At 58.4% G+C, this 13,917-nt stretch carries 14 protein-coding genes and 2 pseudogenes; 5 read left to right on the top strand and 11 right to left on the bottom strand.

Annotated elements, in window-relative coordinates; translation table 11 throughout:
* Positions 1-8: 8 nt before the first annotated feature.
* From ACP2AU_RS09290 to ACP2AU_RS09280, 3 genes are all read right to left on the bottom strand, one after another.
* On the bottom strand, positions 9-587 hold the full coding sequence (locus ACP2AU_RS09290; protein WP_426375846.1) for an aminodeoxychorismate/anthranilate synthase component II: 579 nt from the start codon (positions 585-587) through the stop codon (positions 9-11).
* A 585-nt stretch (positions 588-1,172) separates the two neighbouring features.
* Positions 1,173-1,445, bottom strand: a complete 273-nt coding sequence (locus ACP2AU_RS09285; protein ID WP_426375845.1) for a Txe/YoeB family addiction module toxin — start codon at positions 1,443-1,445, stop codon at positions 1,173-1,175.
* Positions 1,426-1,698: a type II toxin-antitoxin system Phd/YefM family antitoxin gene (locus ACP2AU_RS09280; RefSeq protein WP_426375844.1), complete on the bottom strand. Its 273-nt coding sequence runs from the start codon at positions 1,696-1,698 to the stop codon at positions 1,426-1,428. The genes ACP2AU_RS09285 and ACP2AU_RS09280 overlap by 20 nt, the downstream gene beginning before the upstream one ends.
* 198 nt (positions 1,699-1,896) lie before the next feature.
* Here ACP2AU_RS09280 and ACP2AU_RS09275 point away from each other — a divergent pair.
* Positions 1,897-2,552 (top strand): annotated as a pseudogene (locus tag ACP2AU_RS09275) (transposase).
* 207 nt (positions 2,553-2,759) lie between these two features.
* On the opposite strand, the gene vapC reads toward ACP2AU_RS09275, so the two are convergent.
* Together vapC and ACP2AU_RS09265 are read right to left on the bottom strand one after the other, a co-directional pair.
* Positions 2,760-3,152 (bottom strand): type II toxin-antitoxin system VapC family toxin, encoded by a 393-nt coding sequence (vapC, locus tag ACP2AU_RS09270; RefSeq protein ID WP_426375843.1) that lies wholly within the window; start codon positions 3,150-3,152, stop codon positions 2,760-2,762.
* Positions 3,149-3,343, bottom strand: a complete 195-nt coding sequence (locus ACP2AU_RS09265; protein ID WP_022990190.1) for a type II toxin-antitoxin system VapB family antitoxin — start codon at positions 3,341-3,343, stop codon at positions 3,149-3,151. Before ACP2AU_RS09265 ends, vapC begins: the two co-directional genes overlap by 4 nt.
* 77 nt (positions 3,344-3,420) lie before the next feature.
* On the opposite strand from ACP2AU_RS09265, the pseudogene ACP2AU_RS09260 reads away from it, so the two are divergent.
* Both ACP2AU_RS09260 and ACP2AU_RS09255 read left to right on the top strand, forming a co-directional pair.
* A pseudogene (locus tag ACP2AU_RS09260) lies at positions 3,421-3,597 on the top strand (2-nitropropane dioxygenase); the annotation flags it as partial.
* A 241-nt stretch (positions 3,598-3,838) separates the two neighbouring features.
* Positions 3,839-4,519: an SDR family oxidoreductase gene (locus ACP2AU_RS09255; protein WP_426375842.1), complete on the top strand. Its 681-nt coding sequence runs from the start codon at positions 3,839-3,841 to the stop codon at positions 4,517-4,519.
* Between the two features lie 135 nt (positions 4,520-4,654).
* On the opposite strand, the gene trpE is transcribed toward ACP2AU_RS09255, so the two are convergent.
* The 3 genes from trpE to rpe all read right to left on the bottom strand — a co-directional run bounded on the left by trpE (position 4,655) and on the right by rpe (position 7,750).
* A complete protein-coding gene (gene trpE / locus ACP2AU_RS09250; RefSeq protein ID WP_426375841.1) occupies positions 4,655-6,142 on the bottom strand; it encodes an anthranilate synthase component I in 1,488 nt (495 codons plus the stop codon).
* Between the two features lie 235 nt (positions 6,143-6,377).
* The gene (locus ACP2AU_RS09245; RefSeq protein WP_426375840.1) at positions 6,378-7,067 is read right to left on the bottom strand and encodes a phosphoglycolate phosphatase; all 690 of its coding nucleotides are present in this window, start codon (positions 7,065-7,067) and stop codon (positions 6,378-6,380) included.
* The gene (gene rpe, locus ACP2AU_RS09240) at positions 7,064-7,750 is read right to left on the bottom strand and encodes a ribulose-phosphate 3-epimerase (RefSeq protein WP_072676164.1); all 687 of its coding nucleotides are present in this window, start codon (positions 7,748-7,750) and stop codon (positions 7,064-7,066) included. Before rpe ends, ACP2AU_RS09245 begins: the two co-directional genes overlap by 4 nt.
* Before the next feature lie 99 nt (positions 7,751-7,849).
* Here rpe and ACP2AU_RS09235 point away from each other — a divergent pair, with 99 nt between their 5' ends.
* Positions 7,850-8,815: a DUF3530 family protein gene (locus ACP2AU_RS09235; protein ID WP_426375839.1), complete on the top strand. Its 966-nt coding sequence runs from the start codon at positions 7,850-7,852 to the stop codon at positions 8,813-8,815.
* A 24-nt stretch (positions 8,816-8,839) separates the two neighbouring features.
* Here ACP2AU_RS09235 and ACP2AU_RS09230 read toward each other — a convergent pair whose 3' ends face one another.
* Genes ACP2AU_RS09230 through ACP2AU_RS09220 form a run of 3 tightly spaced genes read right to left on the bottom strand, consistent with a single transcriptional unit; the run spans position 8,840 to position 11,327 of the window.
* Positions 8,840-9,595 (bottom strand): DnaJ domain-containing protein, encoded by a 756-nt coding sequence (locus ACP2AU_RS09230; RefSeq protein WP_426375838.1) that lies wholly within the window; start codon positions 9,593-9,595, stop codon positions 8,840-8,842.
* Entirely contained in the window at positions 9,592-10,284 is a 693-nt protein-coding gene (murU, locus tag ACP2AU_RS09225; protein ID WP_426375837.1) for an N-acetylmuramate alpha-1-phosphate uridylyltransferase MurU, read from the bottom strand. Before murU ends, ACP2AU_RS09230 begins: the two co-directional genes overlap by 4 nt.
* A gap of 2 nt (positions 10,285-10,286) precedes the next feature.
* On the bottom strand, positions 10,287-11,327 hold the full coding sequence (locus ACP2AU_RS09220) for an aminoglycoside phosphotransferase family protein (RefSeq protein ID WP_426375836.1): 1,041 nt from the start codon (positions 11,325-11,327) through the stop codon (positions 10,287-10,289).
* A 187-nt stretch (positions 11,328-11,514) separates the two neighbouring features.
* Here ACP2AU_RS09220 and ACP2AU_RS09215 point away from each other — a divergent pair, with 187 nt between their 5' ends.
* The gene (locus tag ACP2AU_RS09215) at positions 11,515-13,899 is read left to right on the top strand and encodes an LPS-assembly protein LptD (protein ID WP_426375835.1); all 2,385 of its coding nucleotides are present in this window, start codon (positions 11,515-11,517) and stop codon (positions 13,897-13,899) included.
* The last annotated feature ends 18 nt before the right edge of the window (positions 13,900-13,917 follow it).

The raw sequence follows: 13,917 nt of genomic DNA, 5'->3' as shown, positions 1-13,917 counted from the left end.
GCCTCTTGTTATGTTCTCAGGAAGTTGCGCAGCAGTTCGTGGCCCTGTTCGGTCATGATCGACTCGGGGTGGAACTGCACACCTTCAATGGGCAGGGTCTTGTGGCGAACGCCCATGATTTCCTCGATGGAGCCGTCATCGTTGCGGGTCCAGGCGGTGACCTCCAGGCAGTCGGGCAGGGTGTTCTGGTCGATCACCAGGTTGTGATAGCGGGTGGCTTGCAGCGGGTTACTCAGCCCCCGGAACACGCCGGTGTCTTTATGGAAAACCGGTGACACCTTGCCGTGCATTACCCGGCCGGCACGGATGATGTCGCCGCCGTACACCTGACCGATGGCCTGATGGCCCAGGCAGATGCCCAGGATAGGCAGCTTGCCGGCGAAGTGGCGGATGGCATCCATGGAAATGCCTGCCTCGTTGGGCGTGCAGGGGCCGGGCGAGACAACCAGCCGCTCCGGCTTCAGAGCTTCAATCTGCTCAAGAGTAATCTCGTCGTTGCGGTGTACCTGAACGTCGGCACCCAACTCTGCCAGATATTGCACCACGTTGTAGGTGAAGGAATCGTAGTTATCAATCATCAGCAGCATAGCGATCGGGACCGTATGTTCTAGCAGTGGATGTATTCGCCATGCGGGCGGCGCTGTTGGTAAAGGCTATTCACAGCACATTGCGCCTGGGGTTTGGCGTAAACAGACAGCGGATTATTGCAGCCCACCGGCCTGGGTACAATATCGGGCTGGCGGGTAAGCCGGCATCAAGCCCCGGCCTGAAGATCAAAATGCCGTGCCGAGGCGCGTAGGGTTGCCACATACACGTGGTGGCAATCCGCAGTGTGGTGTTGTGGGTCATTAAAGGCTTTACGGAATTAAGCTTGGGCGGAAGAACTGATGGTTACGGAGTAAAGCGGGATTGTGATGACTTCTGCATGGGGTTGATGGTGAATGAGGGAAGTGGCTAACTGAGTTGATTGGGAGGCGGTTCCCGGAATTTTGCGGGAAAAAACGTGACTGTTAGTAAGCTTTTGATATGGTTGCTGTGGGGGGCTGATTTCGAGGGAGAAAAACTCACGGGAATAGGGCGTAAAACTCTAAAGGTGTTTGGTGGGGCTGCGTCTGGGGCTCAAATTTATTTGGGAGGGCGGAATTGTAAGAACGCGTTCGTGTAATTCGCTGTTAGGGCTGGTCGTAGTGCCCTCCAATGGCGAAAACGTAAATGGATTTGTCGTCGAATCGGTATATGAGCCTGTCTTTTTGCGAGATGCGCCGTGACCACAAGCCTGATAAATTATGTTTAAGCGGTTCAGGTTTGCCGATGCCTGTTGCTGGATCGTCGGAGCGGAGCATTTCTTTCAGCAATTTGCAGAGAGCTTTGTGCAGCTTCTTGTCTTTCTCTCGCATCTTTTCATAGGCTTCCCAGGTGCTGCCCTCAAATACCAGTGATCTCATTCATCTGCTCATCATTAGGTGTGTATCCTTGGCCACGGCTGTGAGTATCGAGAGAGGTCGCAATCTGCTGCATCAGGTCTCGGTTCTGAAGAACATGCAGGGTTTCCTGTTCTCTTTCCCAGTCTTCAGCACTCATAATTACGAAAGCCTCTCCGGCGCGGCGTGTTACCTTGAGGGGTTCATGTTTGTTAATAACCTGTTCTACAAGGCTTTTCAGGTTATCTCTGAATTTGTTTACACTGATAATATCCATAATTCCACCGTTACGTACGGAAACTCCGTACAACTATATCGCAATAGCCCTAACAAGGCCAGTCACGGCGACGGCTACTACATTGCGGCTTCGCCTTCATTTCGTGGCCGCGCGTGCTGAGCGACGTTGAGGCTGTAGAAAAACCCCAAACCGGACCGGCTTTGGTAGCATTGAGCAAACAGACAAGGAGTCGTCGGGATGCCTCGTTTCAAGCACTACAACTACGACCAGGGTGCGATGGTCGTGATCAATTACCAGGAACAGCTCCAGCCGGGCACTTTTGAACACGCCGTTCATTATCTGATTGAGCACAAGTTGGATCTGTCGGTGTTTCATCCCAAGTACCGCAACGACGACACCGGTCGCCTGGCCTACGATCCAGCTATTCTTCTGAAGATCATCCTGTTTGCCTATTCCAAAGGCATCACCTCTAGCCGCGAAATTCAGTGGTGCTGCGAAACCAACGTCATTTTTAAAGCGCTGTCCTGCGCACCGTTCCCAAGGGCCGTCTGCTTCAGTGTCGACACCGCCCCAAGAAACGCCAATGTATGCAAAACCACGCTTCGGCCGATCATCGAAAAGGCAGCGGCAGGCAGGTGACGTTTGCACTGGAGCGAAACCGTGGACCCAACTATACCGATTGGATGAAGCACCGAGTGGACAGTCCGCAGGGCAAGGAAATTTACAGTCATCGTATGTCGGTGGTGGAACCGGTGTTCGGCAACATCGGCACAACCAAACGCCTGAACCGTTTTAGCCTACGTGGAAAGCGAAAAGTGCAGGGGCAATGGCAGTTTTATTGCTTGGTGCACAATATTGAGGAACTGGTGAATTATGGGCGGATGGCTGCGTGAACAGGGCGAGGCAATGCGCCCAGAAATGCCCTTGGGCACAAGTCTACGAGCGTCTGAACACTGAAATAGCGGGATTTAGGTCTATAAAGGGCAATCAATCCGGAAACTGGAAATTGCTGGGCGAACTGGCCGGCTGAAACAAACGAGATCGTAGGCGGTGGAATGCTCGCTTATTTTTGGGTTTTTCTACAGCCTCGTTATGTTTCTCTACAGGGCCGGCTTAAGTCCAAGGTGATCAACAAAGGGGATGAAGTCGCGATCCAAAAACAGCAGGGGTAGCTCCTTCTCTATGCAAAATGTTGCGATGATCACATCGGCAGTCTTTCTGACCGTGATGCCCTTTTTACGAAGCGTTCGATAATTGTCGGCACATTTGGCTGCTATATCTTTGCCAAACATTTCATATTGATCCAGCGCCATAAGGCTTTGTTTGGTCTGGCGATATTGTTTGTCGCTGCGGATGCCTTGGAGGATTTCCAGAAATATGAGGTCCCCGATGGCGACAGATCCTTGGACTATCGAGGCATCCAACAGGTCAGTATGTGGGTTAGTGACTCCGTTGAAATAGTCGATCCAGACGCGGGTATCCACCAGTATCATCCGGCGCTCCGCATTTCATTCAGGTCGCCTTCCCACTTGACCTTGCCGCGCAGTTTTCGAATTTCCTGCTGCTTGCTCAACTGAACCAGAAGTTTCAGGCCTTGCTCAACGGCTTCTTTTTTGGTTTCGTAGCCAGAGGCCTTGAGGGCCTCGGCCATCAACTGGTCGTCAATGACTATGTTAGTTCTCATGATGCACCTATGTGTATGGCATTCGACTTTTATACACAATCTAGCATCTCAAAGAGAACATAACAAACGGCTGCACAGCGACCGCTTTTCCGCTGGCATCGGCTGCTTTGGCCCCATTGCGTGCGGAAGCAGAGCGCTTGGGAGTCGGAGATTTTTCGCCTTTATGGGCAGGACAAAATGTAAGCGGCTGCAAGGAAGTCCCGGCAACGGACCTAACGTTTGAGTTGGCCAAGGGCGCTAGTGAAGCGCATTAACCATTGATGCCAAACCGAATTAATGCCGTGTATGGGATATTTGCGATAAGCAGCGCTATGTTTTGATTGGCAGTTCAGCGTTTTTTGCACTTCCCCAGGTCCAGGTTACTCCAATCGTTCAAAAGCAAGCACCCCCGAATGTGTTAGCCTTAAACCCTACATTCATAGCTTGTATCGAGTTGTCTCTTCAGGGTTTCTCAGTCCCTTGAAAATAACCCAGTTTCCATCAGGAGTAACGACAATGACAGATGAAAAAATTGTACTGATCACGGGCGCGTCCAGCGGTATCGGCGCGGCCACGGTTGCGAAGGTGGTCGAGGCCGGGCACAAGGCGGTAATTACCGCAAGAAGTGGCGACAAGCTCGATGACATGGTCAAAAAGTGGGGTAACGACAAGGTCTTGGCGGTGCCGGCCGATGTCTCCAAACTGGGCGAAATTACTCATGTCGTGGAAAAGGCCAAAGACGTGTTTGGCCGCATCGATGTGGTGTTTGCAAATGCCGGTACCGGTGTGAACTCGCCCGGCGTTGAACATGGCGACCCGGATGAGTGGAAAACCATGCTGGATGTGAACATCAATGCGTTGTTGTATACCGCCAAAGCCAGCCTGCCGTCGCTGAAAGAAACTGAGGGGCACTTTATTATCACCAGTTCCGTGGCGGGCAAGATTACCCTCAAAGGCTCGGTGTATGGTGCCTCGAAGTGGTTTGCCTACGGCTTCGGCCAGAACCTGGCGGCGGAAATGAAGGAATGGAATGGCCGGTGTACCACCATCTGCCCGGGCATGGTGAATACGCCGTTTTTTGATGAAGCGAAACCCGACAAGCTGGACGCCAGCGATGTCGCCGATGCGGTTTTGTATGCCATGTCGGCTCACCCAAGGTGCGATGTGCGTGAAATCACCTTGATGCCGACTCGGTAGCAGGTTCCATGGCCGAGCAAATCCGAAGTGGTTGCGGCGCACCGGGCTCGCACGAAGAACGCTGCCGTGGTTGAGACGATGTGGGCAGGCAACCTGCCGTCAGCGGGCTGATCGGCAGGTATGTGATGTCGGGCGTTAGTGGTCGTAGTCGTTGTAGGTCATGGCGACTGCTTTGAATATGGCCCGGCCTTTGTTCATGGTTTCTTTCCATTCCAGGCGCGGAATGGAGTCGGCCACCACGCCCGCACCGGCCTGAATGTGCAGGGTGTTGTCTTTGATCACGGCGGTGCGGATGGCAATGGCGGTGTCCATGTTGCCGTTGAACGACAAGTAGCCCACAGCCCCGCCGTATACACCCCGTTTTACCGGTTCCAGTTCATCAATGATTTCCATCGCGCGGATCTTCGGCGCGCCGCTCAGGGTGCCGGCTGGCAGGGTGGCACGCAGTACGTCCAGGCAACTGGTGTTTTCTTTCAGGCGACCGGTCACGTTGGAGACAATGTGCATCACGTGGGAATAGCGCTCCACGATCATTTTGTCGGTCAGTTTCACGGTGCCGGTTTCCGATACCCGGCCGGCGTCGTTGCGGCCCAGGTCGATCAGCATTAAATGCTCGGCGATTTCTTTCGGGTCGGCCAACAGTTCCTTTTCCAGCGCTTTGTCTTCGGCGTCGGTGGCGCCGCGTTTGCGGGTGCCGGCGATCGGGCGCACGGTGACTTCCTCATCTTCCACCCGGGCCAGGATTTCCGGCGACGAACCCACAATCTGGAAATCGCCCAGATCGAGAAAGTACATGTACGGCGAGGGATTAAGCACGCGCAGCGAGCGGTACAGGTTCAGAGGCGGCGCCTCGAACGGGATCGACATACGCTGGGAAATCACCGTTTGCATGACGTCGCCGTCCAGTACGTAGCCTTTGATCTTGTCGACAGCCGCTTCAAATTTTTCCTGGCTGAAACCGGAAACAAAGTCGCTCTCGTCGACCACCTTGCCGCGCAGATGTGCGGGCGTTCGGGGGGCGTTGGCGGTCTGGCGATGCAGCTGGCTTTCCAGCTCGTCAATCCGGCGTTGCGCCTGTTCATAGGCGCCGCTGACGGCGGGATCAACGTGTACAATCAGGTGCAGTTTGCCGCGCAGGTTATCGAACACCACGATCTCGTTGGACACCATCAACAGGATGTCCGGAGTGCCGATCTGGTCGGGCGGGCAGCTCTGGCGCAGGCGCTTTTCAATGTAGCGCACGGTGTCGTAGCCAAAATAGCCGACCAGGCCGCCGTTGAAACGCGGCAACTCGGGTAGATCGGGTGCGTTGAAACGCTGCTGGTATTCGTCGACAAACACGAGTGGGTCGTCCACCTCGGCCTGTTCGACAATCTGCCCGCCGCGGCTGACTTCGATGCGATGGTCGAACACCTTCAGAACTTCCTGGCTGGGCAGGCCGATGATGGAATAACGGCCCCATTTCTCACCGCCCTGGACCGATTCAAACAGATAAGAGTAGGCGCCGCTGGCGAGCTTCAGATAGGTGCTCAGAGGCGTGTCGAGATCCGCCAGTACTTCACGGTAGACTGGAATTCGGTTGTAGCCAGCTTCGGCGAGCTCGAGGAATTGCTCGGGTCTCATGGTTCGGTTTCCTGAAATCTGATCTGCGTTTGGTCAGCGCGGCGTTACACCGTGGTGACAGGTGGTGCGGGCAAACAGGCGAGCGCCTTCAGCCCATGGCTTGCTCAGCCAGTGCGCCATCGCCACCATCGTGTTGCGCGGGTGCTCAGGATGCCTCGCGCTGCGATCAGATTCAGTCCCTGCACGGCAGGAATCTCCCGAATGGATAGGTTCAAAATAAAACGTCCTTGCGAGATTACAAAAGCTCGGCCAGCGAATCAACAACCGCGTCGGCGCCGAGACTGTCCACCGAGCCGCCAAAGTTATAGCCATACCGGACGGCTACACAGGGAATGCCGGCTGCCAGGGCGGCGTCTACATCCGCCCTGGAATCGCCGATCATCACCGTGGTGCCTCGGGTACCGCCGAGTTTTTCCATGGCGTGCAGCAGGGGCGCCGGGTCCGGTTTTTTGACCGGCAGGGTATCGCCACCAACCGAGAGTTCAAACCATGTGTCCAGGCCGGTTTTGGCCAGCAGGGGTTGAACAAACTGGTCCGGCTTGTTGGTGACCACGGCCATCCGGCAGCCCAGTTGCTTCAGGTGTTCCAGGCAGTCATTAACGCCGGGAAAGACCACGGAATGCTGGCCATTCAACTGGCCATAGGCGTGATAGAAAATCGCCAGTGCATCCTCGAACAGCGCATCGTCTCTGGGCGTGGCCGGTTGCCAGTCGGTTTTTCCGGCCAGGGCCCGGCGCACCAGCACCTGGGCGCCGTTGCCAACCCAGTTGCGAACCTTGTCCAGGCCTGCCGGGCTGCGCCCCAGGTGCTCCAGCATCTGATCCACGGCGGCGGCCAGGTCCGGTGCGCTGTCTACCAGCGTGCCGTCCAGATCAAACAGCGCCACGCCGGGCCAGCGGGCGTTGAACAGGCCTTTCAGGCTCATCCGCCGATGACCTTGCGGGCCTGTTCCAGTTCCTCGCGCATGGCGTCGATGGTGGCCTTGTAATCCGGCGTGTTGAAAATGGCCGAACCGGCCACGAAGGTGTCGGCGCCGGCCTCGGCAATTTCCCGGATGTTGTCGGTTTTGACGCCGCCGTCGATTTCCAGCCGGATGTTGTAGTTGCTGGCATCAATCTTTTTGCGGGCTTCTTTGAGCTTGTCGAGGGTGCCGGGGATGAACTTCTGGCCACCGAAGCCCGGGTTGACCGACATCAGCAGTACCATGTCGAGCTTGTCCATCACATAATCCATGTGGCTCAGGGGCGTGGCCGGGTTGAACACCAGCCCGGCCTTGCAGCCGCCGTCGCGGATCAGTTGCAGGGATCGGTCAACGTGGTTGCTCGCCTCCGGGTGGAAGGTAATGTAGCTGGCCCCGGCGTCGATAAACATACGGATCAGGTCGTCAACGGGCGACACCATCAGGTGTACATCGATGGGCGCGGTAACGCCGTGCTTGCGGAGAGCCTCACACACCATTGGCCCGATGGTCAGGTTCGGCACATAGTGATTGTCCATCACATCGAAGTGCACAACATCCGCCCCGGCAGCCAGTACATTATCGACTTCTTCGCCCAACCGGGCAAAATCGGCGGAGAGGATGGATGGGGCAATCAGGTATGGGTTCATCGGGGCTCTCTCGTTCAGGTGAATTATCAGCCACTGGTCAATGCTGCTAGTCTATCAGCTTGCCGGTGGTTTTCGCAGCGGGATAGGTGCATGAGGGTCATGGGGATTCAGACGGTCAGGATGGCGTGCCTGGTTTTGCTCGGCGCCTGGGGGGCAAACGTTTTTGGTCAGGATAGCGGCGGGGCGCCGTCGCAAGCTGAGCCTGCTGAGGCCAGCGCCGAAGCGCCCAGAGCCGGATTCTCAACGGGATTGGGAGAGTGGTCCCTGGCCCGGAGGTACCCGGACCAGGCGGTCTGGCTCGATATGGAGGATCAGGGCAGAGCGCTGGGATTGTTCCTGCCCGAGTATGTTACGCCGGCCACTGGCGCGTTGCTGGTGCTGGCGGATGAGGGCCAGACTGCGGACGAAGGTGTGTTGGGCCCCCTGCGTTTGGCGTTGGCGGAACGGGGCGTTGCGGTGATGACCATTGGCCTGGGGGTGCCTCCGGAGGTGGTTCGTCGTCAGCGTACGAATGTGGCGGTGCCGGAGCCAGAGCCGGAGGCGGCGGCAGGGCAAAACAGTGATTCCTCCGGCGCGCCCTCGGATTCGACCACAATCGATGTTGCGGAGGAATCGTCGCTGGACGAGATAGCCGTGCGTTTCCGGAATCGGGTGAGAGATACTCTCACGGCCGGATATAGCGAATTGCAGCGGCGGGGCTACGAGCGCCCGAGTGTGCTCGGCATCGGCTGGTCGGCGGATTATGTTACCGGTTGGGCGCAAGATGCTGCGGCTGTGTCAGCGGTTGTCTGGCTCGTTCCCCGGTTCCCGGCGCAGCGTGCCAATGCCTTGCCCTCGATGTTCAGCCAGGGCGCGGAGGGCCGGCAGAGCTGGCCTGTGCTGGATCTGCAGAGGTCGGCGAGCGCCGAGGGTAAGGCCCGCGCAGCGGCGTTTGCCCGTGCCGCAGTGGCTGGCTACGAGCGCCAGCCGCTTGCTCTCAGTCAGCCGCTTCGGGACGCAGATGCGGGCCGGATCGCCAGCCGGATCAGCGCCTGGTTGGGCAATCGGTCCTCCGGCCCCGACTGACCGGGCGCTGGGCCTTGCGGCACACTAGGAAGAGCGGTGCCGCTGGCGAATCAGTTCCCAGGCCTGTTGATAGCGTAACAGCCGGTCTTTGGCGGCGGCCACTTCCGAGGGCGTCAACGCCTGTTGTGCCAGTTTGTCCGGATGGCAGGCAGACACCTGTTTCCGGTAGGCACGTTTGATCTCTGCCAGGGAATCCCGACGGGTCACGCCCAGAACCTGACAGGCCTGCTCGTATGTCGCGGGTTTGCCGGGCGCCGCCGCGGTGCGGATCCAGACCTTGCTGGCATAGCTGTCGAAAATATCATCGCTGATCACCACGGGTAGGCCCATGTGGCTGATGGCATCCTCGCAGCGGTGGCGCCGGGCCTTGCCGGGCCGGCCCAGCACTTGCGCACCGTGGCATATACAGATCGCGGTTTTCAGAGCCGGTGTTGGCCACAGCATCAATAGCAGGCGGAACATCAGCCCCCGGCGCAGCGGAAGATGGTTGGCTTCCTTGCCCTTGCGGAAATGATCGATGGCTTTGCGGCGTTGCCTGGCCGAAAGCGCCAGGGCCTTCATGAGAGTCTCGGCGTACCGGATGTCCTGCTCCCGAACCCGGCCATCGGCCTTGGCAATATAGCCCAGAAAAAAGAACAACGGATTGCGACACCATCGGGGCAGGTGAGCGCGTTCCAGCAGGGTACCCGCCTGGTGTCCGCAACGGGACAGTTCGTGCAGCAGTTCCTGAAAGGAAGACTCCATTCTTGCCGGCAGAGTCGAAGGGCTGGTCTGGCTCATGAGGTCTGGGCCCTGTTGCGCAGCCACAGGTCCAGGCTGTGCAGTCGCTCCGGTGTGCCAACGTCCACCCAGTGCCCGGTGTGCTGCAAGCCGGTCACCCGATGGCGAGCCATTGCCTGGCGCAGCACAGGGCCGAGTTTGCCGGCGGACTCGTCGAGGCCATCAAACAGGCGCTTGTGCAGCAGGCTGATGCCGGAAAAAGTCAGTTTACCGGGTCCCTCGGCAGACAGCTGGCCATCACTTTGCAGATGAAAGTCCCCATCGGGATGGTGGGCGGGGTTGGGTGTCATCACCAGCACAGCCTCGGCATCGGGATGGCGCGGGGCTTGAAGTTGGCTAAAATCGAAATCGGTCCAGATGTCGCCGTTGACCACCAGAAACCAGTCCTCGCCCTGGTCGGTCAGCAGTGGCATTGCCCGGATAATGCCCCCGGCGGTTTCCAGCGGCTCGCCCTCGGCCGAATAGCGAATATTGATTCCGTAGGTCCCGCCATCGCCCAGCCGGGCCTCGATCTGCTCCCCCAACCAGGCATGGTTGATCACAATATCGCGAAAGCCGGCCGCCCGGAGCCGTTCCAGATGATGACCAATCAGGGATTGGCCGCCGGCCCGCAGCAGCGGTTTGGGCGTGCTCAGGGTCAGTGGGCGCATACGCTCGCCTTTACCGGCAGCAAGGATCATCGCTTTCATGATCAGCGAGCCTCCGGCTCCGGCAGAGGGTCAATGCGTTGCTCGATGGCCGGGATCACTGTGTCGCATAGCCATTGGTGAAAGTGCCGGAAGGCCGGCTGGCGGGCGCTGGCATCGCGCAGATAGCTGACCGTCCGGGGAATGTCTGCCAGATAGCCGGTTTTGCCATCGCGAATGGCGAGCCGGGCAAAGATGCCGGCGGCTTTCAGGTGGCGCTGCATACCCATCAGTTCAAACCACTGCCTGAAACTGTCGGCATCGGCGCGATGCAAACCGGCTTGCCGGCTTGCGACCCGGTAGTGTTCCAGCCAGTTTGCCAGTTGCTGTTCCGGCCAGCGTATGTAGCAATCCTTGAGCAGGGAGACGGCATCGTAGGTGACGGGGCCCCGCACTGCGTCCTGAAAATCAATTACGCCGGGTGCCTGTTGGCCATCGCGTACCAGTAGATTGCGGGAATGGAAGTCGCGGTGCACCGTCACTTCCGGCTGGGCGAGAGCACTCTCACGCAGCAGGCCAAAGGCGGTATCCAGAAGCGCCCGCTCCTGGTTGTCGAGATTCAGCCCCAGGTATTGTTCCAGTAGCCAGTCGGGGAACAGGGCCATTTCCCGGTCAAGCAGGGCCTGATCATAGGCGGGCAGGGAGTAATCGGTCGGGGCATCCAGTGCGGCAATGCGGGCCAGTTCGTCCAGTGCTGCCGGGTACAGGGCGTCCGGGCTGTCGTGTTCGATCGCGGCCAGCATCAGTTGGTCCCCCAGATCTTCGAGCAGTAAAAAGCCCTGCTGAAAATCCTCGGCAGCGATCTCAGGCACCGCAATGCCGTGGCGATGCCAATGCCTGGCGATGGCCACAAAGGGAACACAGTCTTCGTGCTCCGGCGGGGCATCCATCACGATAAAAGAAACAGGTTGCTCTCCGGGCGTCTCTTTCCAGACCCGGAAGTACCGGCGAAAACTGGCGTCGCCGGACACCGGTGTCGGGCTGGCGGCCGAGAAGCCGGAGATCTGGCGGACCCATTGGGTCAGCAATTGCAAACGGTTATCCATGGTCGGATCAACATTCCTGGATCGATGGATGATGACCGGTGCATAGACCGGGCAAGCTCTGCAGGGGAGTATAAAGAGGGTAAAACGGAATTGCAGCGGGCTTTCCGTTAACAAGCCTATAGGGCGCGTGTAAACTAGGTGCCCTATCGCCCAGCCACCACTCAAATGGAACAGGAATTTCATCAACGTGCCCAGCCATTGCTCTTCCCTGTTGCGCTCCCGGTTCCGGCTTGCCCGCCTCGCCGCCGTGGTGGCGTTAGCAGCGAGTGGTGTGCACGCTGAACCGCAAAATGGCGATCCCAGTGCGGCGCAAATCGACTGGCGGCTACGCAGTGAATTGCCGCCGGATGTCGCAGGCCGTTTGCCGGTATTCTGTGACGGTGGCTATCTTCCGGGAACCGTCGACGCTGACGATGCCCGAGTGCCTGGTATCGATATGGATGGTGGCGCGCCTCTGGAAGCAAGCGCGCTGAATGCCCGTTACGTGCTGGATACGGAGCTTTACCTCCAGGGTGATGTTCGCCTGCGCCAGGGGCCTTTCCGGGCGACCGGTTCAGAGGCCCGGTACAATCAGCAATCCGGTGAGTTGAGACTGCAGGGACCATTGGTCAGTCGGGGTGACGGGTTTTTGCTGACCGGGCAGGGCGCAAATTATTCCACCCAGTCCGGTCAACTGGATATTAATACCGCGACGTTTTTGCTGCATCAGGCGGAGCTGCGGGGCGAGGCCTCGGCTTTGTCCCGGGTCAGTGACAGCCGGGTGCTGATCTCTGACGGCATGATCACAACCTGCGGGCCGGGCCAGAACGACTGGTCGATCGTCGCATCCGACATTGAGCTGGATCAGGCCGAAGGCTTCGGTACGGCACGGCACGTAAGGCTGGAAGTCCTGGATGCGCCGATTTTTTACTGGCCCTACATTACCTTTCCAATTGACGATCGCCGCAAGACCGGTTTTCTCTATCCGCAGTTCGGTTCCTCCAGCGCCGGCAGCGGCGCCTTCCTGGCGTTGCCCTACTACCTGAACCTGGCGCCTGACTACGACGCCACCCTGACGCCCCAGTACATTCACGGTCGCGGGTTGTTCACGGAAGTAGAAGGTCGCTATCTCAGCCGGTACGGCGAGTCGGTGCTGCAGCTGGGGTATATCGACAACGACCCTGCGTTCGAGGATGAGCACCCGGGGGAGGACGGCGAACGCTGGGCTCTGGATTTCAGCACCCGCGCGGCATTGGGTGGGGGCTGGACCGGCTACGGCGATTACTCGGTGGTCTCGGACGAAGATTACCTCAGCGATCTCAACCGCAGCCTTGAAATTGATCAGACAACGCATCTTCAGCGCCGGGGCGGTGTGCGTTACTCCGGTGAGCGCCAGTACTTCGATGCCTACCTGAATGGCTACCAGACCATTCGTGACCGGATTGCGGATAAAGACAAGCCCTACGACCAGTTGCCGGAGGTTATCTATGGCGGTTCGCTGGACGCCGGCTGGCTGGAGGCCAACCTTGAAAGCCAGTACACCTGGTTTTATCGGGATAACGACGACCTGACCGGCCTGGACAAAGCCAATGGCCAGCGCTGGCGGGCCATTCCGGAACTGGCGGTGCCGATGCGAGCCCTCTGGGGCTTCAGCCGTCCGTCGGTCAGTCTGGATTACACCCGCTATGAGCTGGACGACTACACCCTGGGCGATGAAAGCTTCGACCGGACAGTGCCGGTGTTCGAGTGGGACAATGGCCTGTATTTCGACCGTCGCTCCAGCCTGTTTGATGTGCCTTACAACCAGACACTCGAGCCGCGGCTTTATTACGCCTGGGCCGATGCCGAATCAGACCAGAACCACATTCCGGATTTTGATACCGGCATCCGCAGTTTCCGGTTTGATCAGCTGTTCCGCCGCGACCGTTTTGCTGGGGGCGACCGGGTTGGGGATGCCAACCAGTTGACGGTGGCGCTCACCAGTCGTTTCAATGACCTGCTGACCGGGGCAGAGCGGGCCCGGGTGAGTATCGGCCAGGTTCGCTATTTCGAGGACCGCGAGGTGAACCTGTTCGGCGCGGGAGCCTCGGGCCGAAGCCAATCGCCCCTGGCCGGGGAATTGGTGCTGAACCCCATCGACAATTTGCAGATCCGGTCGTCGGGTTTATGGGATCACGAAACCCGGAAAACCGAAGAAGGGCGTAGCCAGCTGATTTTCCATTCGGATGACTACCGCTACCTGGCCACGCTGGGGCATACCTACAGCCGACCGGATGACCTGGAACAAACCGACGTCGGGACGGTCTTCCCGGTAACGAATCAGGTCAGTGCAATTGGCCGTTGGGTCTGGGATTCCGAGCTCGATCGCACGGTGGGCACCCTGGCGGGCCTGGAATATAACAACTGCTGCTGGAGTTTTCAGGTGGTGCATCAGAACTACCTGACTGATGATGAGGAGCTGGATACCCGCTTGCTGTTCCGGATTGAACTGAAGGGTCTGGGAGGCAGTGGCGGTGCATCCGATAACATCGCAGACGCCATCTACGGCTACGACGAGCGTGAGCGCCGGAAGTTCGGAAGCCCGCGCCGTTGAACGAACCCGAATCTGCAG

It is taken from the genome of Marinobacter sp. VGCF2001 (assembly GCF_049943275.1).
Classification (GTDB): Bacteria; Pseudomonadota; Gammaproteobacteria; order Pseudomonadales; family Oleiphilaceae; genus Marinobacter.
This window is presented reverse-complemented; position numbering and strand designations above follow the sequence as displayed.